This is a genomic window from Ruminococcus sp. YE71, assembly GCF_900119155.1.
Classification (GTDB): Bacteria; Bacillota; Clostridia; order Oscillospirales; family Ruminococcaceae; genus YE71.
This window is the reverse complement of the sequence record NZ_FPIR01000022.1, coordinates 12374-35922: the sequence shown is the minus strand read 5'-3', so window position 1 is coordinate 35922 and position 23549 is coordinate 12374. Positions and strand designations below refer to the sequence as shown.

The 23549-nt window shown below is 51.9% G+C and carries 17 protein-coding genes and 1 tRNA gene; 9 read left to right on the top strand and 9 right to left on the bottom strand.

Annotation, left to right across the window (positions count from 1 at the left end):
* Positions 1-260: 260 nt before the first annotated feature.
* Positions 261-3041: a leucine-rich repeat protein gene (locus tag BT142_RS16155; RefSeq protein WP_072419213.1), complete on the bottom strand. Its 2781-nt coding sequence runs from the start codon at positions 3039-3041 to the stop codon at positions 261-263.
* Between the two features lie 347 nt (positions 3042-3388).
* Positions 3389-4912: a sodium:solute symporter family protein gene (locus tag BT142_RS16150; protein ID WP_072419212.1), complete on the bottom strand. Its 1524-nt coding sequence runs from the start codon at positions 4910-4912 to the stop codon at positions 3389-3391.
* A gap of 242 nt (positions 4913-5154) precedes the next feature.
* Between BT142_RS16150 and BT142_RS16145 the strand changes: the two genes are divergently transcribed.
* Positions 5155-5231 (top strand) — tRNA-Met (locus tag BT142_RS16145).
* 88 nt (positions 5232-5319) lie between these two features.
* On the opposite strand, the gene BT142_RS16140 is transcribed toward BT142_RS16145, so the two are convergent.
* Entirely contained in the window at positions 5320-5586 is a 267-nt protein-coding gene (locus BT142_RS16140) for a hypothetical protein (RefSeq protein ID WP_072419211.1), read from the bottom strand.
* A gap of 379 nt (positions 5587-5965) precedes the next feature.
* Here BT142_RS16140 and BT142_RS16135 point away from each other — a divergent pair, with 379 nt between their 5' ends.
* From BT142_RS16135 to BT142_RS16125, 3 genes are all read left to right on the top strand, one after another.
* Positions 5966-6865 carry a hypothetical protein gene (locus BT142_RS16135; RefSeq protein ID WP_072419210.1) on the top strand — a complete coding sequence of 300 codons (900 nt, stop codon included), beginning with the start codon at positions 5966-5968 and terminating at the stop codon, positions 6863-6865.
* A 7-nt stretch (positions 6866-6872) separates the two neighbouring features.
* Positions 6873-8282 (top strand): alpha-L-fucosidase, encoded by a 1410-nt coding sequence (locus BT142_RS16130; RefSeq protein ID WP_072419209.1) that lies wholly within the window; start codon positions 6873-6875, stop codon positions 8280-8282.
* A 121-nt stretch (positions 8283-8403) separates the two neighbouring features.
* Positions 8404-8934, top strand: a complete 531-nt coding sequence (locus BT142_RS16125; RefSeq protein WP_242872017.1) for an amidase domain-containing protein — start codon at positions 8404-8406, stop codon at positions 8932-8934.
* Positions 8935-8967: 33 nt separating this feature from the next.
* On the opposite strand, the gene rfbD is transcribed toward BT142_RS16125, so the two are convergent.
* From rfbD to rfbA, 4 genes are read right to left on the bottom strand one after another with little or no spacing between them, the layout of a single operon-like run.
* Positions 8968-9864 carry a dTDP-4-dehydrorhamnose reductase gene (gene rfbD, locus BT142_RS16120; protein ID WP_072419208.1) on the bottom strand — a complete coding sequence of 299 codons (897 nt, stop codon included), beginning with the start codon at positions 9862-9864 and terminating at the stop codon, positions 8968-8970.
* Positions 9864-10892, bottom strand: a complete 1029-nt coding sequence (rfbB, locus tag BT142_RS16115) for a dTDP-glucose 4,6-dehydratase (RefSeq protein WP_072419207.1) — start codon at positions 10890-10892, stop codon at positions 9864-9866. The genes rfbD and rfbB overlap by 1 nt, the downstream gene beginning before the upstream one ends.
* A gap of 11 nt (positions 10893-10903) precedes the next feature.
* Positions 10904-11455, bottom strand: a complete 552-nt coding sequence (gene rfbC / locus BT142_RS16110; RefSeq protein WP_072419206.1) for a dTDP-4-dehydrorhamnose 3,5-epimerase — start codon at positions 11453-11455, stop codon at positions 10904-10906.
* Between the two features lie 12 nt (positions 11456-11467).
* The gene (gene rfbA, locus BT142_RS16105) at positions 11468-12355 is read right to left on the bottom strand and encodes a glucose-1-phosphate thymidylyltransferase RfbA (RefSeq protein ID WP_072419205.1); all 888 of its coding nucleotides are present in this window, start codon (positions 12353-12355) and stop codon (positions 11468-11470) included.
* Positions 12356-13374: 1019 nt separating this feature from the next.
* Here rfbA and BT142_RS16100 point away from each other — a divergent pair.
* A complete protein-coding gene (locus BT142_RS16100) occupies positions 13375-14529 on the top strand; it encodes a hypothetical protein (RefSeq protein ID WP_072419204.1) in 1155 nt (384 codons plus the stop codon).
* A gap of 416 nt (positions 14530-14945) precedes the next feature.
* Positions 14946-16100: a hypothetical protein gene (locus BT142_RS16095; protein ID WP_072419203.1), complete on the top strand. Its 1155-nt coding sequence runs from the start codon at positions 14946-14948 to the stop codon at positions 16098-16100.
* Positions 16101-16406: 306 nt separating this feature from the next.
* On the opposite strand, the gene BT142_RS16090 is transcribed toward BT142_RS16095, so the two are convergent.
* Both BT142_RS16090 and BT142_RS16085 read right to left on the bottom strand, forming a co-directional pair.
* Positions 16407-17561 carry a glycosyltransferase gene (locus BT142_RS16090; RefSeq protein WP_072419202.1) on the bottom strand — a complete coding sequence of 385 codons (1155 nt, stop codon included), beginning with the start codon at positions 17559-17561 and terminating at the stop codon, positions 16407-16409.
* 19 nt (positions 17562-17580) lie between these two features.
* Positions 17581-18588: an acyltransferase family protein gene (locus BT142_RS16085; protein WP_072419201.1), complete on the bottom strand. Its 1008-nt coding sequence runs from the start codon at positions 18586-18588 to the stop codon at positions 17581-17583.
* A 568-nt stretch (positions 18589-19156) separates the two neighbouring features.
* Here BT142_RS16085 and BT142_RS16080 point away from each other — a divergent pair.
* The 3 genes from BT142_RS16080 to BT142_RS19745 all read left to right on the top strand — a co-directional run bounded on the left by BT142_RS16080 (position 19157) and on the right by BT142_RS19745 (position 23520).
* Positions 19157-19876 carry a sugar transferase gene (locus BT142_RS16080; protein WP_072419200.1) on the top strand — a complete coding sequence of 240 codons (720 nt, stop codon included), beginning with the start codon at positions 19157-19159 and terminating at the stop codon, positions 19874-19876.
* A 160-nt stretch (positions 19877-20036) separates the two neighbouring features.
* A complete protein-coding gene (locus tag BT142_RS16075; protein ID WP_072419199.1) occupies positions 20037-21176 on the top strand; it encodes a polysaccharide pyruvyl transferase family protein in 1140 nt (379 codons plus the stop codon).
* Positions 21177-21198: 22 nt separating this feature from the next.
* Positions 21199-23520 (top strand): Coenzyme F420 hydrogenase/dehydrogenase, beta subunit C-terminal domain, encoded by a 2322-nt coding sequence (locus tag BT142_RS19745; protein ID WP_242872018.1) that lies wholly within the window; start codon positions 21199-21201, stop codon positions 23518-23520.
* Positions 23521-23549: the final 29 nt, after the last annotated feature.

The following is a 23549-nucleotide window of genomic DNA, read 5'->3' as shown; positions in this document are numbered from 1 at the left end:
AATTTAATAAAATATGCAAAAATTCCGTGCAAAACCTGCATAATCACCTGGAATATGCGCATATTCGGTGCAGAAACCGTATAATGGGTCTCCTGCAAATATCTGCATACTTCAATTATATCACTTTTTTTCACTAATTGCAAGGTTTTTCCGAGATTTTTTTTGTCAAAACCGCATATTTTCCGCATTTTCGGGCGTTATGCATCCGTATGCGAAAAAACGAGCCTGCTCGGGGTGAGCAGGCTCTGAAAACAAGCGTATTATTTAGCCGTGCAGGACTGTACTTCGGTGTAGGGACCGTAGCATCTTGCCCCGTCGATCATCTTGTACGCACGCAGTCTGAAATAGTAGGTCGTACCCGATTTGAGCTTTATGCACTGACGGGAGATGGTGTCGCTGGTCTGTGCGACGTGGGTGGTCACGCCCGTCTTGAAGGTCGGGTCTGCGGAGATCTGGAACTGATAGCCCGTAGCCCTCTTGTCCTTCTTCCATGTGATGACGATCTTCTGTGCCGTGAAGGATCTCAGGTCGGTGATGGTCTGTACTCCGGGAGCTATCTTGTAGTAGACCACCTGTCTGCCCGTGTAGTTCCCGATGCCCTTGACCGCGAAGTACGCCTTGCCTGTGGTGCTGTTGTTTCGGTAGGTGACGGTGTAGTCTGTACCCTTCGTGAGGGTCTTTCCGCCGAGCTTGACAATGGGTTCGGGCTCGACCGCCTTGCCCTCGTACCAATAGACCGACTTCGGATGGGTTATCTCTGCCTTTGCGATGTCGGTGGGCGGAGTGATGGTGAAGCTCTTTGAAACAACGTCATTGTAGTCGCCTTTTCCGCCGATGTAAACGTAAGCCGTGCCTGCGTTCACGTTGTTGACGTAGCTGACGCTGTAATCGGTGTTCTCCTTCAGCGTTTTGGTGCCGTCCTTGACGGTAACGGCAGGCTTTATCGGGCTGCCCGTGTATTCAAAGCTGGTGCCCGAGAGAGTCACGGTACACTTCGATATGCTCTTCTGCGGATTCCTGATGTTGAAGTTCGCCGACCTGGTGCCGAAGTAACCCTTGTAGTTTTCCGTACCCGTTATCGTGAGTGTCGCCGTGCCTGCGTTCACGTTGTTCTTGCAGGTGACGGTGTAGTCCGTGCCCTTCGTGAGGGTCTTTCCGCCGAGCTTTACAGTGATGTTCGGAACGATAGCCGAACCCGTTGCACTGTAGCTCGAACTGATGCCGCTTATCTCCGCGTCTGCCAGGTCGAGCAGGTACTTTATGCTGTACTTTTCGGCGTACTTATAAGCCGCCGAACCGTAGTTCGTGCAGATGGCCGCGCTGTAAACGTGGTCGCCGCTGCCTGTCCAGTACCAGCCTGTCCAGACGATGTCCTCGCCTATCGAGGTCACGCTCTTCGGGATGTAGACCCTTTCGAGGTCATGTATATTCGAGAACGCGCGCTTGCCGATGGTCTTTACCCCAGGCTCGATAACAACGGTCTTGAGCTCGGTCAGGTAAGCGAATTCGTATGCGGGGATGTCGGTGATGCCAGACTTTACCACAACTTTTGTCACCACATCCGCGAGCGGGCTGAACAGGGTGCCGCTCCAGTAGACATTCTCGGTGTCGCAGGCATAAAGGCTGCCCGTGCCCGAGATGGTCAGCACACCGTCCTTGCACTCCCACGTCGCGCTGTCGCCTGCGATGCGGTAGACCTTCTTCGAGGAAGCGCCGCTGTTCACGTCGATGCCGTAGAAATCGAGAGACGAGCCGTTCGATGTGTAGAACACAGCCTTTCCGCCGCTGACGGTCGGTCTGCAATCGGAGATCGACGCACGGGCGGTATATTCGCTGCTGAGCTTGTTGCCGCTGCCGTCAATGAACAGATAGTGCAGAACGTTCCCCGAGAGCGGGTCATTGACGTCGGCAGGGGTCTTGGAGGTGTTCTTTTCGCCCCATGTCACGAGGAAACGGTCGTCGCTTATCTTCGTGAGGAACACGCCCGTGAACTGCTTTGCGCCGCTGCTGTAGGAAGTCAGCCACTTTACGGAAGTCTTGCCCTTGCCCACCTCGTTTTTCGGGGTGACGGTAAGGTAGATGTTGTAAGGCGTGCTGTTGCTGTCATAGGATTCGTACTTCGACTGGTCGATTGAGGTGCCGATACCCAGCACGTTGTCCGCCGACAGCGCCATGTCGTTGACGGTCGCGTAGCAGGGGATAGCCCATGCGGAAGTTTGTACGCCGCCGTATTTGAATACCTGTTCGGTGTCGGAGATCTCGCTGTTGTAGAAGTAGCTTATCTTGCCGTTCTCGACGCACTTTATGAGCGTTTCGAGGTCGAAACGGTCGAGAGTCGTGCAGCGCGAACCCTCGCTCTGCTGATAGATGTACAGCCCCGTGCCGTCGTTTTTGATGTACTGGGCGAAGGAGTGCCACAGGTCGGCGTCGATTATCTTGCCCGTCATGCTGTCGGTGTCCACCATCATGAGCATGTAGCCCTGATGCCCCTGATTGTAGTTGGGGTCAACATACCCCTCATGCCCTGTTGTGATGAACAGCTTGCCGTTGTACTCGGTCATCTCGACGCAGCCGTAGTCGAAAGGATAACGCACATCAGAACCCCATATCTGATCTTTGTTGCCCGTTATCGAAGCCGCACCGAGCCTGTTCCAGCCAAAGTCGTACTTGATGACCCTGATGACTTCGGCATCGTCCTTCTCGTCGGTGTTTTCCTGACCCTCACAGAGATAGTAGGCATCGCTGCCCTTGAAGAAACCGCCCCACATCGGCAGTTCCATTTCGATGGTATCTCTGCTCATCAGCTTGAAGGACGGACTGTAGTACTCGACGTAAACCTTATGATCCGCGTAAAAGACCCTCATGTATCCGCCGTCGTCCATAGCTTCAAGAAACGAGTTCTTGATGAGCCACACGCTGCTGTTGTCCGCAGCCTTCGGATTTGTCTCCGCCGAAGCCTTCACGGGCTGCACCGCACAGATGATGAACACCGTCAGTGCGCACATGAATATGCTCAGCAGACTTCTCTTTGTCCTTGCCAATAAAATTACCCCCTATAATATAATTTAACGCACTGCTGCGCTGCCTATATTATATCACCACTCACCCACGATGTCAAGAAGTCTCCTGCGCTTATGGGGGGGCGGGTCACGCTTAATTCTGCGATTCGGGCATGGGCAAGCGTTTGCAAAAAATGAGTGTGCATAAAAAGCGGCGGGAGCAAGCCTGCGCCCTACATATCCAACCTGCCCCAAAGACGGTATCTCTTGAAGCGTTGATAGCCTATCTTCCCGACCACATCTAACAAACGACATATTAAAAGTCTTTGGAAGGTTCTCCCCAGGCAAAAAAACAGGACAAACTGCGCGGGGCAGTCTGTCCTGAGTTGTCAGTTTATGGTAGACATACCTGTGAAGATCTCTTCGACGTCGTTTTTGTCGGGTTTTGCGGTGAAGAGGCTCACTACGGGTACGATCATGATGCTGAACAGCATTGCGAAGGCGCCTGCGTTGATAGGCGAGTGGAGCGCGAGTCCGCCGAGAAAAGCGGTGCGGTGTCCGAAGGTGAAGTAGAACATATGTCCCACTGTGATGCCTACGCCGCAGATGAACGAAGTCCAGACTGCCGCCTTAGTCACCTTTTTCAGGTAAAGACCCCACATGAACGGTCCGATGAACGCGCCTGCGAGAGCGCCCCAGCTGATGGACATGAGCGTCGATATAACTGTAGTCGGGTTCTCAAGAGTCGCTATCGCGATACCGCACGAGATGGCAAGGAACACCGCCACGAACATTCTCATGACGAGCACTTCCTTCTTGCCTTCGAGCTTGCCTTTTGACATGGGCTTTATCATATCAAGGGTCAGTGTCGAGCTTGAAGTCAGTACCAGCGAGCTGAGGGTAGACATCGAAGCCGAGAGGACCAGCACGATGACCACGCCGAACAGTATCTCGGGCAGGGATTCCATCATGGTCGGAACGATGCCGTCGAAACCGCCTGTGGGAGTGCCGTCGGGCTGAACGGTCACGAACAGTCTGCCGAAACCGCCCTGGAAGTAGCATCCGCCAGCCACGATGAACGCGAAAATGGTCGAGATGACCGTGCCCTGCTTGATAGCCTGTTCGCTCTTGATGGTGTAGAACTTGGTGACCATCTGGGGCAGACCCCATGTGCCGAGAGAGGTAAGTATAACAACGCCCAGCAGGTTGATCGGGTCGGGTCCGAACAGCGAGTTGTATACGTTCTTATCGCCCTTGTACTCGATAGAGCCGAGCGCTCTGAGCGAAGCGGCAAGACCGCCGTTGTTGTCGAGGATGACCAGCACGCAGGCGAATATTCCTATCAGCATCACGATGCCCTGGATGAAGTCATTGAGAGCCGTAGCCTTGTATCCGCCGACGATAACGTAAGCCGCCGTGATGACGCCCATCACGATGATGCAGACTTCGTAGTTGACGTGGAACGCCTTCTCGAACAGTCTCGAAAGTCCGTTGAACGCCGAAGCGGTGTAGGGGATAAGGAATATGAAGATTATCACTGCCGAAGCGAGTTTGAGCCCTGTGCTTTTGTAGCGCTTCTCGAAGAATTCGGGCATCGTCCTTGCGTCGAGGAATTTCGACATCGAGCGTGTGCGTTTGCCGAGTACCAGCCACGCGATGAGCGAGCCGATGATGGCGTTTCCGATGCCGACCCACGTCGCCGAAACGCCGTAGTTCCATCCGAACTTGCCTGCGTATCCGACGAAAATTACCGCCGAGAAGTAGCTCGTTCCGTAAGCGAACGCCGTGAACCATGAGCCGAGCGACCTTCCGCCCAGCACGTAGTCAGACGTGTCGGAGTTTTTCTTTCGGTAATATGCGCCTATACCTATCATAAGTATAAGGTACATACCCAAAACGATCCACATTGTCATTATGCAATACCTCACTTTTATCCTTTTTGCTTTTTGCGCTTTACGCCGTTAAAGCAGAATGCAATAAATATTATACTACTTTTTCTCTGCTTTGTCAATAGTTTTTTGTTAAACACGGGAAAATTTATGTGGTTTTAACAAATATAATTTTTTTGGGCAAATACTATTGACAGACCTGAAATTTCGTGATATAATATTAAAGCAATCGGGAAACACAACGGTTCCTGAGAGATAAAAAATATCGCGGAGTGGAGCAGTTCGGTAGCTCGTCGGGCTCATAACCCGAAGGTCGTAGGTTCAAATCCTGCCTCCGCAACCAATAAAAAGACACGGTACAACGTTGCCTGACGTTGTACCGTGTCTTTTTATCTTTAATTCCCGCACCAAACGGGAAAACTCGCGGAATCTTATTCGTCCTCTTTGCAGTATTTCAGGAGCAGACCCGTCACAAGCCCTGCGTGTACTTCGGTGAGTATCGCCGCGTCCTGCTTCTCGAAATGCACTCTGTTTATGACCGTGTCCGCGCACACGCTTTGCTTTCCTATTGAGATGAACTTTCCGCAGGGCTTGATGTGAACGTCCCACCCCACTTCAAAGAATCCTGACGGCATAGCGGACATCTCGCTGTTCAGATGAGGGATCAGCTCGGCGGATCTTCCTTCTATAAGCTGCACGGCTTTCTCAGCGCTCGGGAGATCGTGATCCGCAGTCTCTTCGGCGCTGCCAGAGCGCTTCCGTTACAAAACCTTCATGGGAATATGATACAAATTTTGCAAAACCGCCTGAATGCCGAATCTGCCATTATACCCGCGTCCGCTCTTACATTATAAAATAAAAATCCCGCACGGTGCGAGCTCCTGTCCGCCTGCCCTCTGCGGAGGGATGCCCGTGTCTTTTTGCGGCTTCTCAAAAAAGAGATGGTACTATTGTTATAGCTATGTACTATCGTTTATTGACATTTCTGTCAATGTGTGTATAATGAGTGTTAAGTAAGGATACGCGGACAGGCATCTGTCACGCGTCAGCACACAGATCTGCACAGGGGGTAATTTTATGCTGTTTAAAAGAATAACTGCGGCGGTTTTCGCACTTTCTCTCGGGATGGCTGTGTCCGTTACGGCAAGCGCCGAGCGCGACCTCGAACCGACCGATCAGGTACATAAGTTCGACATCGGCTCCGATGCGGTCGGCGGCTCGGGCATCGAGACCGACGAGGAAACTGGGAGCGGACGCAACTGGATCAAGGTCATCCAGCCCTATAACACGCTCCAGCTGTTCAAGGACGTTCCCGATCAGGACGTTTCCGCCATCGCCGTCACCTTCGAGATCAGTGAGTGGTCGGGCAAGGAGTTCAACGTGGGCTGGGGCGCTCTGCTCACCTACTACGATGAGTCGGGCAACTGGTACGGTTTTGAGGATTTCAAGGGTATCTCCGACTACGTCATCAACAGCAACGGCGAATATACCGTTGTCTGCGATCTCGGAAAGCTCTGCCTGCGCGAGGAACAGCCCTACGGTCTCGCCATGATGCAGGCGCTCGAAATGGTCATCGACGGCGTTGATGAGGGCGACCCGACCACCATCGAGGTCAAGAGCGCACGCGTTTACTTCGCGGGCGAGCCTGTTGAGAGCGCCGTGATGCCCGACGGCACCGAGATACCCATCGAGACTGCTGCGATACTCACGGGCGAGGAGGACGAGACTTCGTCTGCCGACGAGTCCGCGGATTCTGCCGAAGCCGAAAGCTCCGCCGCCGATGTTTCTTCCGAAGCGGCAGGTTCTGAGGGGTCTGATGTATCGGCGGCATCTTCCGCAGCTGAGAGTACCGCTTCTGCCGCAAAGGACGAGGACAAGGACGAGGGCTCCTCGCTGAACTTCGGGGCTATAACTGCTGTATGCGGCGCGGTCATCGTTGCGGTGGCGGCAGTCATCGTTCTCCGCAAGAAGAAGTGAGCGGCGCATGATACTTGACGAACGACTGATAAAGACCGTCCCGAGCGAACGGCAGATAAAGCATCAGCAGCTCGAATTCTATGCCTTCATCCACTTCACGGTCAACACCTTCACCGACCGCGAGTGGGGCGACGGCAAAGAATCCCCCGACATCTTCGCTCCCTCGAAGCTCGACCCCGAACAGTGGGTGCTGTCGGTCAAATCCGCAGGGATGCGCGGTCTGATACTCACCTGCAAGCACCACGACGGCTTCTGCCTGTGGGACACGAAGCTGACGGCGCACAACGTCATGAACAGCCCCTGCGGCAGGGATATCGTCCGCGAGACCGCCGACGCCTGCAAAAAGCAAGGCATCAAGTTCGGTGTGTACCTCTCGCCCTGGGACAGGAATTCGCCCCTCTACGGGCGCGGCAGCGAGTACGATGACTTCTTCGTGGGTCAGCTGACCGAACTGCTGACGGGCTACGGCGAGGTTTTCTCCGTCTGGTTCGACGGAGCCTGCGGCGAGGGCGAGAACGGCAAGAAGCAGTACTACGACTGGGAACGCTACTACGCGGTCATCAGGCGGCTTCAGCCCGATGCCTGCATATCCGTCTGCGGGCCCGACGTCCGCTGGTGCGGCAACGAAGCAGGTCACACCCGCGCCGCTGAGTGGAGCGTCGTCCCCGAGCGTGCAAAGGACAGCGAGATCATATCCGAAAAGAGCCAGCACGAGGACAGTGAGGAGTTCCGTCAGCGTGAGGTCAACGCCCGCGATTCCGACCTCGGCAGCCGCGATATCCTTCGCGGCGAGGAACGGCTGATATGGTATCCTGCCGAAGTCAACACTTCCATCCGACCGGGATGGTTCTGGCACGAGAGCGAGAACGACAAGGTGCGCCCCCTCGCCGAGCTTGCCGACATCTACATGAAATCGGTCGGCGGCAACGCGACCTTTCTTCTGAACGTGCCCCCGACGAATGAGGGGCTCATCCACGAAAATGACGTGAAGCGGCTCTACGAGCTGGGCGGATTCCTGCGCAGGACTTTTGCCGAAAACATCCTGCCGTCCACCGCTCTCTCCTGTGAGAACGCCGCCGGCGGTCACGGCATCGAAAACGTTCTCGAAGACAGCTATGACAGCTTTTTCATGCCGACTTCGCCGCGCACAGAGGTGACGCTCACCTTCGGGAAGCCCGAAAAGCTCGGCTGTCTCGTGCTGAAAGAGAATATCCGCATGAGCCAGCGTATCGAGAGCTTTGCTGTTGAAGTCCGCGAAAACGGCGTTTTCCGCAGGGTATACAGCGGTACGGTGGTGGGCTACAAGCGCATCGTCCCGCTCGGAGGCGTCGTGACCGACTGCATCCGCATAAGCATAAGCGATTCACGAACCCAACCGACGCTCTCGTTTATCGGGGCCTATCGGCAGGGTCAATGATAAATTCTCCTCTCCCTGTGATGGTCTGACGATCATCAACTTTCCAAGCCGTATCCGATGTTTTCGCGAAAGCGATGGCATCGGATATTTTTTTCGGGAATAATTATCCTCTCGCCGTAATATGATAGACGGGGAGGGGATAGCCTATGTCGGTAACATCCTGCATTACGTCATGACCGAGTATCTGCTTGACAGGTCGGCTGAGGTCGCCTATGCGCGCCGATGGGCGTTTTCGCACGCTCCTGCGTTCTATGACTTTGAAGAACTCGGCGGCGACTGCACTAATTTCGTGTCCCAGTGTCTGTACGCAGGCGGCGCTGTGATGAATCTCACCCGCGATACGGGCTGGTACTACCTTTCGCTCCGCGACCGTGCGGCGGCGTGGACGGGGGTGGGATATTTCTACCGTTTCATCGTCGGCAACAAGGGGGTCGGGCCTTTCGGGCATACCGTGCCGCCCGACGAAGCCGAGGTCGGGGACGTTATCCAGCTGAGTACGAACGGCATTTTCCATCACAGCCTGCTGGTGGTCGATGTTCGGGGCGGTGTACCGTTCGTTGCGGCGCATTCGTCAGCCGCATTCAACCGACCGCTGACGACCTACCGTTACGGCGGCATCCGCTGCCTGAGGATCACGGGTGCGAGAAAATGAAAAACGCGCAGACGGTCTGCGCGTTCTATTGTTTCAGTTTTCAGCCGCGAGGACTTTGAGGTAACGCCACAGAGCATCCTGCCAGGTCGGCAGCGGCTCGAAACCGTTATCTACGAGCTTCGACTTGTCGAGCCGCGAGTTGAACGGACGTGCAGCCTTACTCAGCCCGTACTCCGCAGTAGTCACGGGTGTGACCTTCGTATCATACCCCGCCTGCCTGAATATCTCGCAGGTGAAGTCGTACCAGCTGATGTACCCGCCCTCGTTGGTGGCGTGATAGTAGCCGTACTTGTCGCTCTCCGCCATATCAACAAGCAGCCTTGCGAGGTCGTAAGTGTAGGTCGGCGTGCCGATCTGGTCGCTGACAACGCGTACTTCGGGGTACTTCTTGCCAACGTTCAGCATAGTCCTGACGAAATTATTCCCGTTCACGCCGAACGCCCAGGCAATGCGCACGATGAAATACTTTTCCAGTGTGTTCGCCACCGCAAGCTCACCCTCCAGCTTGGTCTGACCGTAAACGCCGAGCGGAGCGTAGTCCTTGCAGTCGGGCTGCCACGGTTCTGTACCCTTTCCGTCAAAAACGTAGTCGGTGGAGATCTGTATCATCTTGCAGCCGAGCTTCTTGCAGACGTTCGCGATGTTCTGCGGACCGTCAACATTGACAGCACGGACCTTCGGGATATTCTCCTCGTCCTCGGCAGCGTCAACTGCCGTCCATGCGGCAGGGTGAATGACCACATCGGGGTTGACTTCGGATATCACTTTTTCGACTGCCGCCGGATCGGTAATGTCCAGTTTTCTGTACTCGATATCCTGTTCAACGCTGTCGAGAATATCCGACCCGACCGCCTCATAACCGCGCTTTTTCAGCTCGTTCATCACGTCAAACCCCAGCTGTCCGCCGACACCCGTAACAAATGCCCTCATCACACCGTACCTCTGTTTCCGTACATTTTCTCGTAGTAGTTCTGATACTCGCCCGAGATAATGGTCTCCCACCACTCGCGGTTGTTCAGGTACCAGTCGATGGTCTTCTTGATGCCGTCCGCGAACTTGGTCTCGGGCAGCCAGCCGAGCTCGTTGTGTATCTTGGTCGGGTCGATAGCGTAGCGCATATCGTGACCCTTTCTGTCCTCGACGTGGGTGATTAGGCTCTCAGGCTTGCCGAGCTCCTTGCAGATCAGCTTCACGATGTCGATGTTCTTCATCTCGTTGTGACCGCCGACGTTGTACACTTCGCCCACGCGCCCCTTGTGGATTATCAGGTCGATTGCGCGGCAGTGATCCTCAACGTACAGCCAGTCGCGGACGTTCAGACCCTCACCGTAAACGGGCAGAGGCTTGTCAGCCAGCGCGTTTGCGATCATCAGCGGGATCAGCTTCTCTGGAAAGTGATAGGGTCCGTAGTTGTTGGAGCAGCGGCTGATAGTCACAGGCAGACCGTAGGTGCGGTGGTAAGCCATTACCAGCAGATCAGCGCCAGCCTTCGACGAAGAATAAGGCGAAGAGGTGTGTATCGGGGTCTCCTCCGTGAAGAACAGATCAGGACGGTCAAGCGGCAGGTCGCCGTATACCTCGTCGGTGGACACCTGATGATAACGCTGAATACCGTACTTTCTGCAAGCGTCCATCAGCACCTGTGTGCCGAGAATGTTGGTCTGCAAGAAGATCTCGGGGTTCTCGATGGAACGGTCAACGTGCGATTCAGCCGCGAAATTGACCACGATATCCGGCTTTTCCTCCTCGAAGAGCTTGTAGATCGCCTCGCGGTCGCAGATGTCGATCTTCACGAAGCGGAAGTTCGGATTCTGCATAACGGGTTCGAGGGTAGAAAGATTGCCCGCATAGGTCAGCTTGTCAAGGCACACGATGCGGTAGTCGGGGTAGGTGTCGAGCATATGGAACACGAAGTTCGAGCCGATGAAGCCTGCGCCGCCTGTTACAAAAATAGTCATGTTAATTCTCCTTAAAATTCGATCTTGGATTCTTTGAGCGAGGGGTGGACTTTGTCCTTTTCGCTGAGGATTATCTCGCCCGCGTCGGGCCATTCGATGCCGATGGCGGGGTCGTTCCACATTATACCGCCCTCGTCCTCGGGGTGGTAGACGTCGTCGCACTTGTAGGTGAACTCGGCGTAGTCGCTCAGCACGAGGAAGCCGTGGGCGAATCCGCGGGGAATCATGAACTGCCTGTGGTTCTCGTCCGAAAGCAGAGCGCCGACCCACTGTCCGTAGGTCTCGCTGCCCTTTCGCAGATCGACCGCCACGTCAAAGACCTCGCCTTTCAGCACCCGCACAAGCTTAGCCTGCGGGTGGGTCTTCTGGAAGTGAAGCCCGCGAAGAACGCCCTTTCGGGAGCTGGACTGGTTGTCCTGAACGAAGTTGTAGTCAAGTCCTGCCGCCTTGAAGTCAGACTCCTTGTAGGTCTCCATAAAGTAGCCGCGGTTGTCGCCGAAGGTCTTGACATCGATTATGTAAACGCCCTTTATCTTGGTCTCGTTGAATGTAAAATTGCCCATTTCACGCGCTCCTTAGTATTTTATCCTGCCCTCGGCAACCTTTTTCAGATGTGCGCCGTATGGGGATTTTCCGTATTTTTCGGCGGACTTCATCAGCCCGTCCTTGGTTATCCAGCCGTTGATGAAAGCTATCTCTTCGGGAGCGGAGATCTCGATGCCCTGACGGTTCTGAACCATCTGCACGAAGTTCGTCGCTTCCGCAAGGCTGTCCATCGTGCCGGTGTCGAGCCACGCAAAGCCACGCCCCAGAAGCTGAACGTCCAGCAGAGCGTCGTCTAAGTACATCTCGTTGAGGGTGGTTATCTCCAGTTCGCCGCGGGCGGAAGGCCTGACCTGATTCGCACGAGCGCTCACGCCCTGCGGGTAGAAGTAAAGCCCCGTCACCGCGTAATTCGACTTAGGCTCGGCAGGCTTTTCCTCGATGGAGATAGCCTGACCGTTCTCGTTGAACTCCACCACGCCGAAGCGCTCAGGGTCGGGAACGTAGTAGCCGAATACCGTCGCACGCTTGTTCTGCTCCGCGTCCTTTACAGCCGCACGGAGAAGCGTTCCAAAGCCGTTGCCGTAGAAGATGTTGTCGCCCAGCACCATAGCGCAGGCGTCGTCACCGATGAACTCCTCGCCGAGAATGAACGCCTGAGCCAGTCCGTCGGGGGAGGGCTGCACCTTGTACGAAAGATTCACACCGTACTCCGAGCCGTCGCCGAGAAGCCTCTCGAAGTTAGGCAGGTCGGTGGGGGTGGAGATTATGAGTATGTCCTTGATGCCCGCAAGCATGAGGGTCGAAAGCGGATAGTAGACCATCGGCTTGTCGTAAACGGGCAGGAGCTGCTTTGACGTAACCATCGTCAGCGGATAAAGTCTTGTGCCGGAACCGCCGGCTAAAATAATGCCTTTCATAAGAAAACCTTGATCTCCTCGTCTGTATATTGAAGTGTCCCTGAAAAACTCTTCGTTTCTTCTGTATAAAACAGATATTTTTGCCTATAAAACCTATTATACTATATTGTCTCTGCTTTTGTCAACCTATTTTTTATGGAATAGAATAGCATAAAAAATGAAGAAATACCGTATCAAAGCCGCATCAGCCCCGTGCCGCGATGCGGTGAACTTGGTCAAACCAGATATTCAAAAACCATAATTTGCATGAAAAATATGGTATAAATATCGCTGGTGGAAAATCATGGTAAAGCTCATATTGTACAATTAGGACGAAAACCTCAAATAAAGTTTGGCTATTTTTCCGATTGAAACCGTTCTGTATTCGTGATATAATTTAGTAGGTCGGTAAACAAGACCAAAGACAGCGGCGGTGGTATAGGCGCTGTCGCCTGAAAAAGCTAACCAGACACTCCATTTTAATAATCAATGTTAAATTGATGAAAGAACAGCAGTTTCTTCGGGGACTGCTGTTCTTTCATTTTGTGCGGAAAAAAACAGGGCGGTGAAGTGCCTGTGGATGAGTTTATTTATGGTGTATATATAATAAAATTAAATCACTGCCTAATGACCTGATAGCAATTATTGAACAATATTCGCTCATTTATCTTATTTGCGCATTCTGACGCTTTGCAAACGCAGGTGTAAAACTCTCCAATATACTGCAAGAATGATTTTTGCTAATATGAATATTTGGATAAGTTTTAAGATTTTAGCAAAAGACTATGGTACAATGTTAACATGATTATCTTATATAAATATAAATTATTTAATATCCACAAAATGAATATGTAAAGTTTGTTAAAAATTCCTGTTGCAAACGTTTAAGTTTGGTGCTATAATGTTGTCAACCGATTACGGATGAGACGGTAAATACAGCAAAAAACAGTACACGCCGCATCGCCCGTCATCGGTCTACGCATAATGTATCGGGGAACGCCCTCGGTAAAAACATTGTTTTTTAAATGGAGGTTTTGACAATGAAGATGGCAAAAATGGCAGGCAAGTGTGCAGCAGTTCTCAGCGCTATGGCGATCATCGGTTCCGCGACCGCAGTAGCAGCTCCCGCAGCTTTCGCAAAGCTCGACACGGGCATCGTTGCAAGCGCTATGGAGGATTTCCAGTACAAGGGTACTTATTTCACAGGTGACCTGTACTGCGCAGCAGGACAGAATTTCGAGATGGAAGTAACTCTCGGCTCTCAGGACAAGGAGTACGGCCTTGACGGTTTCACCTATGAGTGGTACTACAGCACTGATAAGGTTACAGGCACCAACATCATCAGCAAGTTCAACTGGACCAAGCTCCCTTACACCACCAAGAAGGTAAGCATAAAGATGAGCGAGTCCCTGAACGGCGCTCACATCTACGCTGTCAAGATCAACAAGGCTACAGGCGAGAGGACCGAGACCCCGATGAGAACCGTTTGCTGCAAGGCAGTAACTTCTCAGCTCGGCACCGCTTCCGTTGAGACCGTTGACGGAAAGACCTATGTTACCGTTCCTTTCAAGCTGAGCGGCCTTATCGATCAGCAGATCTCCGCTCTGACCATCTCCCTGACAGTTGACAAGGATGTATTCGAGGATGTTGAGTTCGATTCTGCTGTAAGCGGCTTCAGCGGTATTGACAACTATATCGCAAGCACAGGCGAGTACAGAAACTCGATCTTCAATGCTACCACTCCTGCTACCGTAGGTTCCGATAACCTTATCGGTGAGTTCGTTCTCACTGTAAAGGACGGCGCTAAGTATCAGGGTTCCAAGCTGAATCTCGACCTTGAGAGTGCAATACTGACAGGCGACGACATCAGCGGCAACCTCGTATACGGCACTACTCCCGTATCCGTGGCTATCAGCACCGCTTCTTCTGCTTCCAAGTATCCCGTAGTTACTGCTAAGACCGCTAAGAACGCATTCAAGCTCGACTGGACTGCTGTTGACGGCGCTGAGAAGTACTGCGTAGCATACTACACCGCAGGCAAGTGGAAGCTCCTCGCACAGGGCAACGTTCTCACCTACAGCAGAACAGGCGTTCCCGCAGGTACCTACAAGGTAGTCGTTGGCGCTAAGATCAACGGCGCATGGGATACCAGCAACATCAACGCAAGAGCTGTTACCCTGACTATCCCCGGCTAAAAGACTCTCCAATTTTTAATATTACGGAAGACCGACAGTTTCGTTTTGTAACTGTCGGTTTTTTGTGCAGATATATCAAAACTTATTGCTTATTCGAGTGATATATGATGTATTTTTGCAATAATTGATTACTGGAAAATAACTATATAATATTTTGTCTATCCGATAAGGTGAATTATCCGACCGAAGGTTTACAATTTAAAAATATTTTGTAGCAGACTCATAAAAATAATGCACAAAGTTTGTGGGATTTCCCGATTGAAACCGATTAAGATAAATGTTATAATGAATTCAATCCATACGAGGGGACGATACTATCATGTAGTGCGCCGCCCCGTATCGAGTCAGTTTGTATTATCGGCATGGCATTTGTCACGATAATAATGTTATAATATTAAAGATGGAGGTCATAATTAATGAGAATGACAAAAATGGCTGGTAAGACCGCCGCAGTTCTTAGCGCAATGGCTATCGTTGGTTCTGCTGCTGCAACAGTAGCTCCCGCTGCATTCGCTAATGTAACAAACGGCATCGTAGCAAGCGCTGCTGAAGATTTCCAGTACTCCGGTACTTATTTCACCGGCGATCTTTACTGCGCAGTAGGCGACACTTTCACAATGGAAGTTACTCTCGGCAAAGAGGATAAGCAGTACGGCACTGACGGCTTTACCTATGAGTGGTACTACAGCACCGATAAGGTAAAGGGCACCAATGATATCAGCAAGTTCAACTGGACCAAGATGAACTACACAACCAAGAAGGTAAGCATCAAGATGACTCAGAACCTCGATGGCGCTCACATCTACGCTGTAAAGGTAAACAAGTCCACCGGTGCAAAGACTTCTACCCCGATGAGAACTGTAAGCGCTACAGCTGTAAAGTCCAAGCTCGGTACTGCCACCGTTAAGACTTCCGGCAACACTACAAAGGTTTACGTTCCTTTCTATCTGACCGGCTGCATCAGCCAGCAGATCTCGGCTGTTACCCTTTCTTTGAAGGTTGACACCAACGTATTCAGCGGCGTTTCGTTCAACAACGCAGTAAGCGGTCTCAGCGGTCTTGACAACTTCATTGCAAGCAAGGGCGAGTACAAGAACGCTCTCTTCAATGCTAATACTCCCGCAGTGATCGGTTCTGACAACCTCTTCGGTACTTTCGTTCTGACCGTTAAGGACGGCGCTAAGTACGAAGGCTCCAAGGTTACCCTTGCTCTTGAGACTGCTTCCCTGACAGGCGACAACATCAGCGGCGATATCGTTTACGGTACCACCCCTGTAACTGCTGCTATCAGCACTTCTTCGTCCACTTCCAAGTACCCTGTAGCTACCGCTACCACTTCCAAGAATGCATTCAAGCTTGACTGGACTGCTGTTGACGGTGCTGATAAGTACTGCGTAGCTTACTACAGCGCAGGCAAGTGGAAGATCCTTGCTCAGGGCAACGTTCTGACCTACAGCAGAACAGGCGTTCCCGCAGGTACCTACAAGGTTGTTGTTGGCGCTAAGATCAACGGCAACTGGGATACCAGCAACATCAACGCAAGAGCTATCACCATGACTATCCCCGGCTGATAAAAGCTCTGCTCAATATTGGATATCACATCGGCAGTTCCTTCGGGAGCTGCCGATTTTTTTGCACAAAAAAGACATCCCCCACACAGGAGATGTCTTTAAAATCAAACATAGTATTCGTTTGTGTAAGGGCGCAGTCGAGCGATGCTCACCCCTACATAAGTGTCGAGAGCCTATCTTCCCCTTCCTATCAAAGTTCGCCATATTTAAAGGCTTTGGAAAGGGGGCCGCCTTAGCTGCGCACGGCAAGGGGAGAACTTTTCTTCAGAAAGGTTTCCCTCAGTTCAAACCCGCACTCACGAAAGCTCAAAGCGCCTCGATCATGTCGATGATGCGGGTGCGGAAACGGTCGTAGGTGAAGTTTTCGAGGACGCGCTCTCTGCCTGCGTTTCCGAGCTTTTCTCTCAGCTCGGGGTCGGACGCCAGCTTTTCGAGAGCCTTTGCGTAGGCGCGGCTGTCGGAGTTTGGGCACTCAAGACCCGTCACGTCCTTGACGTTGACGTAGTTCACGCCGCTTCCTTCGATGGTGAACGTTACCGCAGGCTTGCCGAAGTACATACCCTCAGCCAGCGCGATACCGAAAGCCTCGTTCTTCGTTATGGACGGGAAACAGAAAACATCGCACGCCAGCAGGCAGGCGATAAGCTCGGAATCGCTGATCTTTCCGAGAAAATGCACCTTGCTGTCGCCGGAAGCTTCCTTTATCAGCGAACCTGTCAGCTCGCCCTTGCCGCCGATGAGGATCGCGAACCTGTCGTCGAGATACCTGCTCGCCTCCACCAGCTTGATGAAGCCCTTGTAGGGGATGTGCCTGCCCAGTCCGAAGCAGATGATCTTGCCCTTGTACTTGTTGCGGATCTTATGCGCCAGTTTTTCGATCTCGGGTGTCACTTTCAGACGCTCGTTGTTGATGCAGTTGGGTATTACCGTACACTTGTCCCTGAAACGTGTGAGGAACGGGCTGCCCTTGATGTAATTCGGGCTGGTGGCGATGACCTTGTCCGCCCTTTTCAGCAGTTCGATATTCTGCATATAGAAGAATTTCGAGAGCACCTTCTGCTTTGTGATGTCAAGATGCCAGTAGACCACCAGCTTGAAGTCCATTTTTTTGTACATCAGAAGCATCTGCGACACAAAGGGATTCGGGTAGTGGAACACGACGATGTCGGGTCTGTAGCTCTCCATGACCTTTTTCAGCTCGTTGAAGTAGGTCACCGAAAGCGCCTGCGAAGCCAGCTTTACCGCCGTTCCGCAGCGTATCACCTCGACGCCGTCGATCATGTCGTGAACGGTCTCGCCCCTGTGGGTGGTGACGCCGTCGGTGGTCGAATCCTCGTTGAAGCAGATTATCTTCTGCTGATACTCTTCCCCTTTGAGTGCGGCTGTGATGTCCGCCGCGACCTCTTCGACGCCGCCGATGAACGGGAAATAGTACTTCGATATATGCAAGATCTTCTTCAATTCTATTGCCTCCAGAATGTTATTTGAGCTTTGACTCAATTCCCTTAGCCTTTTTTAGCATCGGCTCCTCGACGAATCTTGTCAGCAGATAAGCGAGAGCCAGACTTGCCGCGAATTTTATGATTATGAACACGATGAGCTTTGCAGCCGAATCGTTCGGGTCGAAAACCTTTTCGAGCAGGATGTGCGGGATGTCCGCCGCCAGAAAGAACGAGAACCCGACACTTCCGAGCCTGTTCATGGTTTCCACCGAAACGCTGGACCTGTCCGCCAGGATGAACAGCAGGATACCTGCGGCGTAGGCGGCGATGTAGCCCACAGCCTCGCTCCTGTAGGAGAGTATCACGCTCGGGATGAATGTCACCGCGAAAACGATAAGGTGCTTTGAAATGCCCCTGACATCGCCGCAGTCGCGGTACTGCAATCCGATGAGCGATAAGAGTATCAGCAGTCCGAAAGCCGTCGGCATATTCTTGTGTGTGACGAACCTCAGCACCGATAACGCGAGGGTAAAACCGCACCCTGCGAGAAACAGGACGTCAGCCCTGCGCAGCTTGTTCGTTCCGTCCCCGTCGAAGAAATCGGCGGGAAGCACCGTCAGCATCAGGAAAAAGCAGACCTGAATGGGCATCATCCAGCTCGTGCCGATGATGCAGTCGGTACCGAGAAACTCGTTGAACAGCGTCATGTTCAGCACAAGATCCCTGAGATAATTCATGAATCCTGCGTTCCAGGCGAGTATCTTCACCACGTAGGTCGCGATGAGTATCAGCCAGAAAACGGGATACATCCTCACGAAGCGGTTAAAAAGGTACTGCTTCCTCGAACGCCTTTTCCTCGACGAAACGGCGAGGTACCCCGTGATGAGGAAGAACAGCGCAACGCCCGTCCTTCCGATGGCGAAGCTCACCGTATGCGGGAAGGGTATCGGCAGATGCGCCGTGAAAACCAGCAGCGCCGCAAAGCCCCTCAGCGTCGAGATCCATTGGAAATTCTTATCTTTTGTGTTTTTTGTCTGTGCAGTCATTTCCCCTTATTCTCCTTGACCTGCGTCAGAATTAGGCGATCTGACGAAAAAAATTACCGCCCGTGAGTCAAAAAAAGCGCAATTTCCGAAAAGACGGCCGCACGTCATCAACAGGGCATAATATATACATTATCCTTAATATTTTACTACATTTAATAGAATATGTCAATTAAATCATGCTGAATATTGCTGCGATAACAATATCAATTCAAAAAGAGTATACATACTTAGGGAATATTCCGAAATCGTCAAATCGCCGAAAATTTCGGGTACAATATGCATATTTTTATCGATTAAGTTGCTTTTACCCTTATTCTTCCATGCGTTTTCAGTATTATTTTTATGAAATTGTGCACAAACCGTTTCAATGGGTTTACGAAAATATATAATATAGATATTATCGTCAAAATAAATCCCGACTTCTTATTTATAGTGATGAAATGGTGTAAAATCATTGACTTTTCTGTTCGGATGTGGTATAATATCTTTGATGAAGTATAATATTTAACAAATTATGTACTTCGTCGGGTTCTTTATGGAAATTGACTTGTGAACTTAGAGGATAAAAATGACTACTGTAAACGCACAAATCGACACAAACGTCCTGACAGGCAATATCGACCTGTTACCATTCGGCGAAAAATCACTGTCGGAGAGCAAAAAGGCTGTCCCTTCAAACAGTATTTACCGCAGTAAGCCCGCATATGAGGCAGTGAAGAGAATCAGCGATATCGTTTTCTCTCTGCTGGCTATCACCGTACTGTCACCGCTGATGCTGGTGGTGATGATACTTATCATGGTCGAGGATTTCGGCAGCCCTGTCTATACTCAGGACAGAGTCGGCAAGGACGGAAAGCTTTTCAAGATATATAAATTCCGCTCCATGTGCAAAAAAGCCGATAAAAAGCGCGAGGAACTGATGGATAAGGACGAATGCAACGGCGCTACCTTTAAAATTAAGGACGACCCCCGCATCACAAAGATCGGACATATCATCAGAAAGACCTCCATCGACGAACTGCCCCAGCTGATAAACATCCTCAAGGGCGAGATGTCGATCGTCGGACCGCGTCCCTTTATCCCCAGAGAACAGGCAAGGCTTCCCGAGGACAGGCTTCTCGTGAACCCGGGACTCTCCTGCTACTGGCAGGTGGGCGGCAAGAATACCCTTACAAAAGAACAGCAGATAGAACTTGACAGAAAATACATCAGGGAACGTTCTGTTACTGTCGATATTAAAATTATTATAAAAACTATTTTTTTCGTACTCAGGATCGGAAATTCCTGAGTCATTATCAAGATCCGGTGCGCAGGTCCGCTGAGATTGTGCACCGTTTTTTTATGTGATCGATGACCGCCCGAGAGACCATAAAAAGTCCGTCGGGATATACGATTTTTTGGGGATGAAGCTCGAAAATTTATGCAAAATGCTTGTTAGGAGAACCGCTATGAAAAAAGTAGCTGTGGTCGTTTGCCCGAATATAAGAAATTTCGGAAGCGTGTTGCAGTCATATGCGACCCAGAAGGCTGTTACAAAGCTCGGCTATGACAACGAATATATCAAATACGTGAAAACAAAAAAGACCGCGTATAAATACCTCATCCAGCTCCTCATCCCGTCCATCATGGCGGAACGCTGGTCTTTCGTCAAGAGAAAGATGTTCCAGAGGAAGAACAGGGAGCTGATAAGCAGGCGAAACAAGGCTTTCGACGCGTTCGTGGATAAGTATATGACAGCGTCGCCGAAAATAGTCGGCTACGATGCGCTGAAACGCGCAGGTAAAAACTACAGCATGGCAGTACTCGGAAGCGATCAGGTCTGGAACCCCATCAACAGCGGTTCGGATTTCTATACCCTCAACTGGCTGGATGACAGCACCAAGCGCGTCGCATATGCGCCAAGCTTCGGCGTTTCGCAAGTGCCCTTCCTGCTGAGCGGCCACTACAAAAAATTCCTCGCGAAGTTCGACCACATCTCCGTCCGCGAGATAAGGGGCAAGAAGATAGTGAAACAGCTGACGGGCAAAAAAGTCCCCGTTGTCTGCGACCCGACCCTCCTCTTCACGGCGGATGAATGGGACGAGATACAGCCCGAATCGCCCGTGGCGGAGGGGAAGTACATCTTCTGCTACTTCCTCGGCAACAGGAACGAACCCCGCAAATGCGTGCTGAAACTCGCGAAAAAGACAGGGCTCCCCATCGTGATGATGCCCTTCTTCGGCGAGATAGCCGAGTACGACAACAAGCTGAACGCGAAGTTCGTGGACAACCCCGATCCTTCGCACTTCGTCAGCGCGATAAAGAACGCCGAGTATGTCTGCACCGACTCCTATCACGGCACCGTTTTCTCGATACTCTACCGAAAGAACGTGCTTGTGTTCAGAAGGCACAGCGCCGACAGCGGCAAGAACACCTTCTCCCGTCTTGAATCCCTGCTTTCCATCGCAGGCATGAAAGACCGCATCGTCAACGATGTCTGGGAGGACAGGTTCCTTACCGATACCATCGACTACGAACAGGTGCATAAGAATATCGCAAAGCTGAGAAAATATTCATGGGATTATCTTTCGGAGTCCCTGAAAAACTAACCACAATTGGCGGAACATTATAATGGATATTTTAGAACGAGTTAAAAAAGACTGCTGCGGCTGTTCTGCCTGTATGAACGCCTGTCCGCGCAGCTGCATAACCATGAAGCCCGACAGCGAAGGCTTTCTGTACCCGTCCGTCGATGAGGACAAGTGTGTCGGCTGCGACAAGTGCGCGAAGGTCTGTCCCGTCCTCAACAGCGGCAGACCCGATAATCAGCCGAAGGCGTATCTGGTCAGAAACAGGGACGCTTCCCTGAGAAAAAGCTCGACTTCGGGCGGTTTCTTTGCGGCGGCTGCCGAGTATGTGCTTGAACAGGGCGGCTGTGTTTTCGGCGTGGGATTCGATGAAAACTTCGCGGTCAGACACAGCTTCATCGAAAGCATGGACGATATAAAGAAGTTCAACCGCTCGAAATATGTTCAGAGCGAGGTTGGCTTTTCCTACCGCAAGGTGAAGGAATTCCTCGAAAGCGGCAGAAAAGTGCTGTTCACGGGAACTCCCTGTCAGGTCGAGGGTCTGCTGAATTATCTGGGCAGAGACTACGACGGACTTTACACGATGGATATAATCTGCAAGGGCGTGCCCTCTCCGAAATTCTGGAGCAAGTACCTCGCCTGGCAGAAAAAGAAGAGCGGAAAAGACATCCGTGAGGTGCGCTTCCGCGAAAAGACTTACGGCTACGGCAGCACTACCATGCGCGTGGTCTACTCAGACGGCACCGAATACGACGAACCCTACGACGTTGACCCAATGCTGCAATTCTACAGCAAGGAAATGATATCCCGCCCGTCCTGCTACAACTGCCATGTCAAGGGCAAGCACAGACGCAGCAGCTTCACGGTGGGCGATTACTGGTACGTCAGCGGCGCCGCCCCCGAAATGGACGACGGCATCGGCGTTTCGCAGGTGCTTGTGAACAACGAAAAAGCCGCCGCCGCATTTGAAAATATTAGAAAACACCTCGATACGGTACAGCTCGATTTCGATAAAGACAGCGCGATAAACGGCGGCATGATGGTGGCTTCCGCGAAGCCATCTCCGCGCCGCGACGAGATGTTTGCCGACCTCGACAAAATGTCGGTGGGCGAACTGCAAAGGAAATATTTCCCCTCGACATTCAAGCTGAAAAACAGCATAAAAAGACAGATACGCCCCCTGATGTACAAAACGGGCGTGCTGAAAATGTACAAAAAGCGCATGAGAAAAAAGCAGAGCGAGCAGGGAAGCAGGCAGAACGCCGCCCCGATGAAAAGAGTCTCGGTCTACACAAGGGGCTTCACCCACGCGGCGAGCTACTACAGGATATTGCAGTATACCGAAAAGCTCGGAAATGTACGGATAACGAACCGATTCACTGTCACGGACAAGATGTTCCGCAGGTATTCCGATTCGCCGACACTGCTCTGCAAGATAGAATATCATCTCATGATATTCTTCCGCAATCTTTGGAATTTCTCACGCGATATCATCGAAAAGCCCGACACCGTCGTCATTTCCCGTGCGGCAGTGCCGAAGGTGTGCGTGTTCCCGATAGACCTCATGTATGAGCACATCCTCAAAAACTCGAAGGTCGTATGGGACTTCGATGACGATATTTTCGGCATAAACGAGATAACGAGGGCTGAATCGCTCCTTCTGCGAAGATACAGCGACAAGGTCATCGTCACCAGCGACTACCTTAAAAATATGCTCGGCAAAAGATGCCGCAAAAAGGTCAGCCTTCTGCCCACCACCGACGGCGATTTCCGCATCGCGGACAAGACCTCGCTCAACGTAAAGCGGCAGAGCACCTTCGCAGAACAGATAAACGTCCTGTGGGTGGGCTCTTCTTCGGGGCTCAAGCATATCAGGAACGTCGTTTCCGCACTCGACAATGCGGCTAAGGAAGTCCGCGAAAAGACGGGCAAGAAGCTGACGCTGACCGTCATCTGCAACCTGCCCCTCGAAGCCGAGACAAAGTACCTTGAAATAAAGAACATCCTCTGGGCGAGAGACATCGTTCTTGACGAAATGCTCAAAGCCCACATCGGCATCATGCCGCTCCTGAACATCAAACGCTCGATGGGAAAGGGCGGTTTCAAGCTGGTGCAGTACATGGCGGTGGGTCTGCCGTCTGTCGCTTCCGATGTCGGTATCAACAACACAGTCGTTGCCGACGGCGAGACAGGTGTCATCGTCGATGACAAGGAGAACACCGACGGCTGGGTGGATGCAGTCCTGAAACTGTCCCTCGACTACAACGAATGGGAAGCCTACAGCCGCGCCTCCCTCAAAAAATGGGAAGAGGATTTTTCCTTCGACCGAAACCTTGACTTCTGGCAGAAAACACTGTCCGAATAATCAATACCCATCTCCGATGCGTGCTTTTG

What these genes read in the sequence shown, in the direction of transcription:
- BT142_RS16150 (WP_072419212.1), bottom strand. Translation starts at nt 4,912, where the DNA reads ATGACAATGTGGATCGTTTTGGGTATGTACCTTATACTTATGATAGGT.
- BT142_RS16100 (WP_072419204.1), top strand. Translation starts at nt 13,375, where the DNA reads ATGAAGATGGCAAAAATGGCAGGCAAGTGTGCAGCAGTTCTCAGCGCT.
- BT142_RS16125 (WP_242872017.1), top strand. Translation starts at nt 8,404, where the DNA reads ATGATAGACGGGGAGGGGATAGCCTATGTCGGTAACATCCTGCATTAC.
- BT142_RS16130 (WP_072419209.1), top strand. Translation starts at nt 6,873, where the DNA reads ATGATACTTGACGAACGACTGATAAAGACCGTCCCGAGCGAACGGCAG.
- rfbA (WP_072419205.1), bottom strand. Translation starts at nt 12,355, where the DNA reads ATGAAAGGCATTATTTTAGCCGGCGGTTCCGGCACAAGACTTTATCCG.
- BT142_RS16095 (WP_072419203.1), top strand. Translation starts at nt 14,946, where the DNA reads ATGAGAATGACAAAAATGGCTGGTAAGACCGCCGCAGTTCTTAGCGCA.
- BT142_RS16085 (WP_072419201.1), bottom strand. Translation starts at nt 18,588, where the DNA reads ATGACTGCACAGACAAAAAACACAAAAGATAAGAATTTCCAATGGATC.
- BT142_RS16135 (WP_072419210.1), top strand. Translation starts at nt 5,966, where the DNA reads ATGCTGTTTAAAAGAATAACTGCGGCGGTTTTCGCACTTTCTCTCGGG.
- BT142_RS19745 (WP_242872018.1), top strand. Translation starts at nt 21,199, where the DNA reads ATGGATATTTTAGAACGAGTTAAAAAAGACTGCTGCGGCTGTTCTGCC.
- rfbB (WP_072419207.1), bottom strand. Translation starts at nt 10,892, where the DNA reads ATGACTATTTTTGTAACAGGCGGCGCAGGCTTCATCGGCTCGAACTTC.
- rfbD (WP_072419208.1), bottom strand. Translation starts at nt 9,864, where the DNA reads ATGAGGGCATTTGTTACGGGTGTCGGCGGACAGCTGGGGTTTGACGTG.
- BT142_RS16080 (WP_072419200.1), top strand. Translation starts at nt 19,157, where the DNA reads ATGACTACTGTAAACGCACAAATCGACACAAACGTCCTGACAGGCAAT.
- rfbC (WP_072419206.1), bottom strand. Translation starts at nt 11,455, where the DNA reads ATGGGCAATTTTACATTCAACGAGACCAAGATAAAGGGCGTTTACATA.
- BT142_RS16075 (WP_072419199.1), top strand. Translation starts at nt 20,037, where the DNA reads ATGAAAAAAGTAGCTGTGGTCGTTTGCCCGAATATAAGAAATTTCGGA.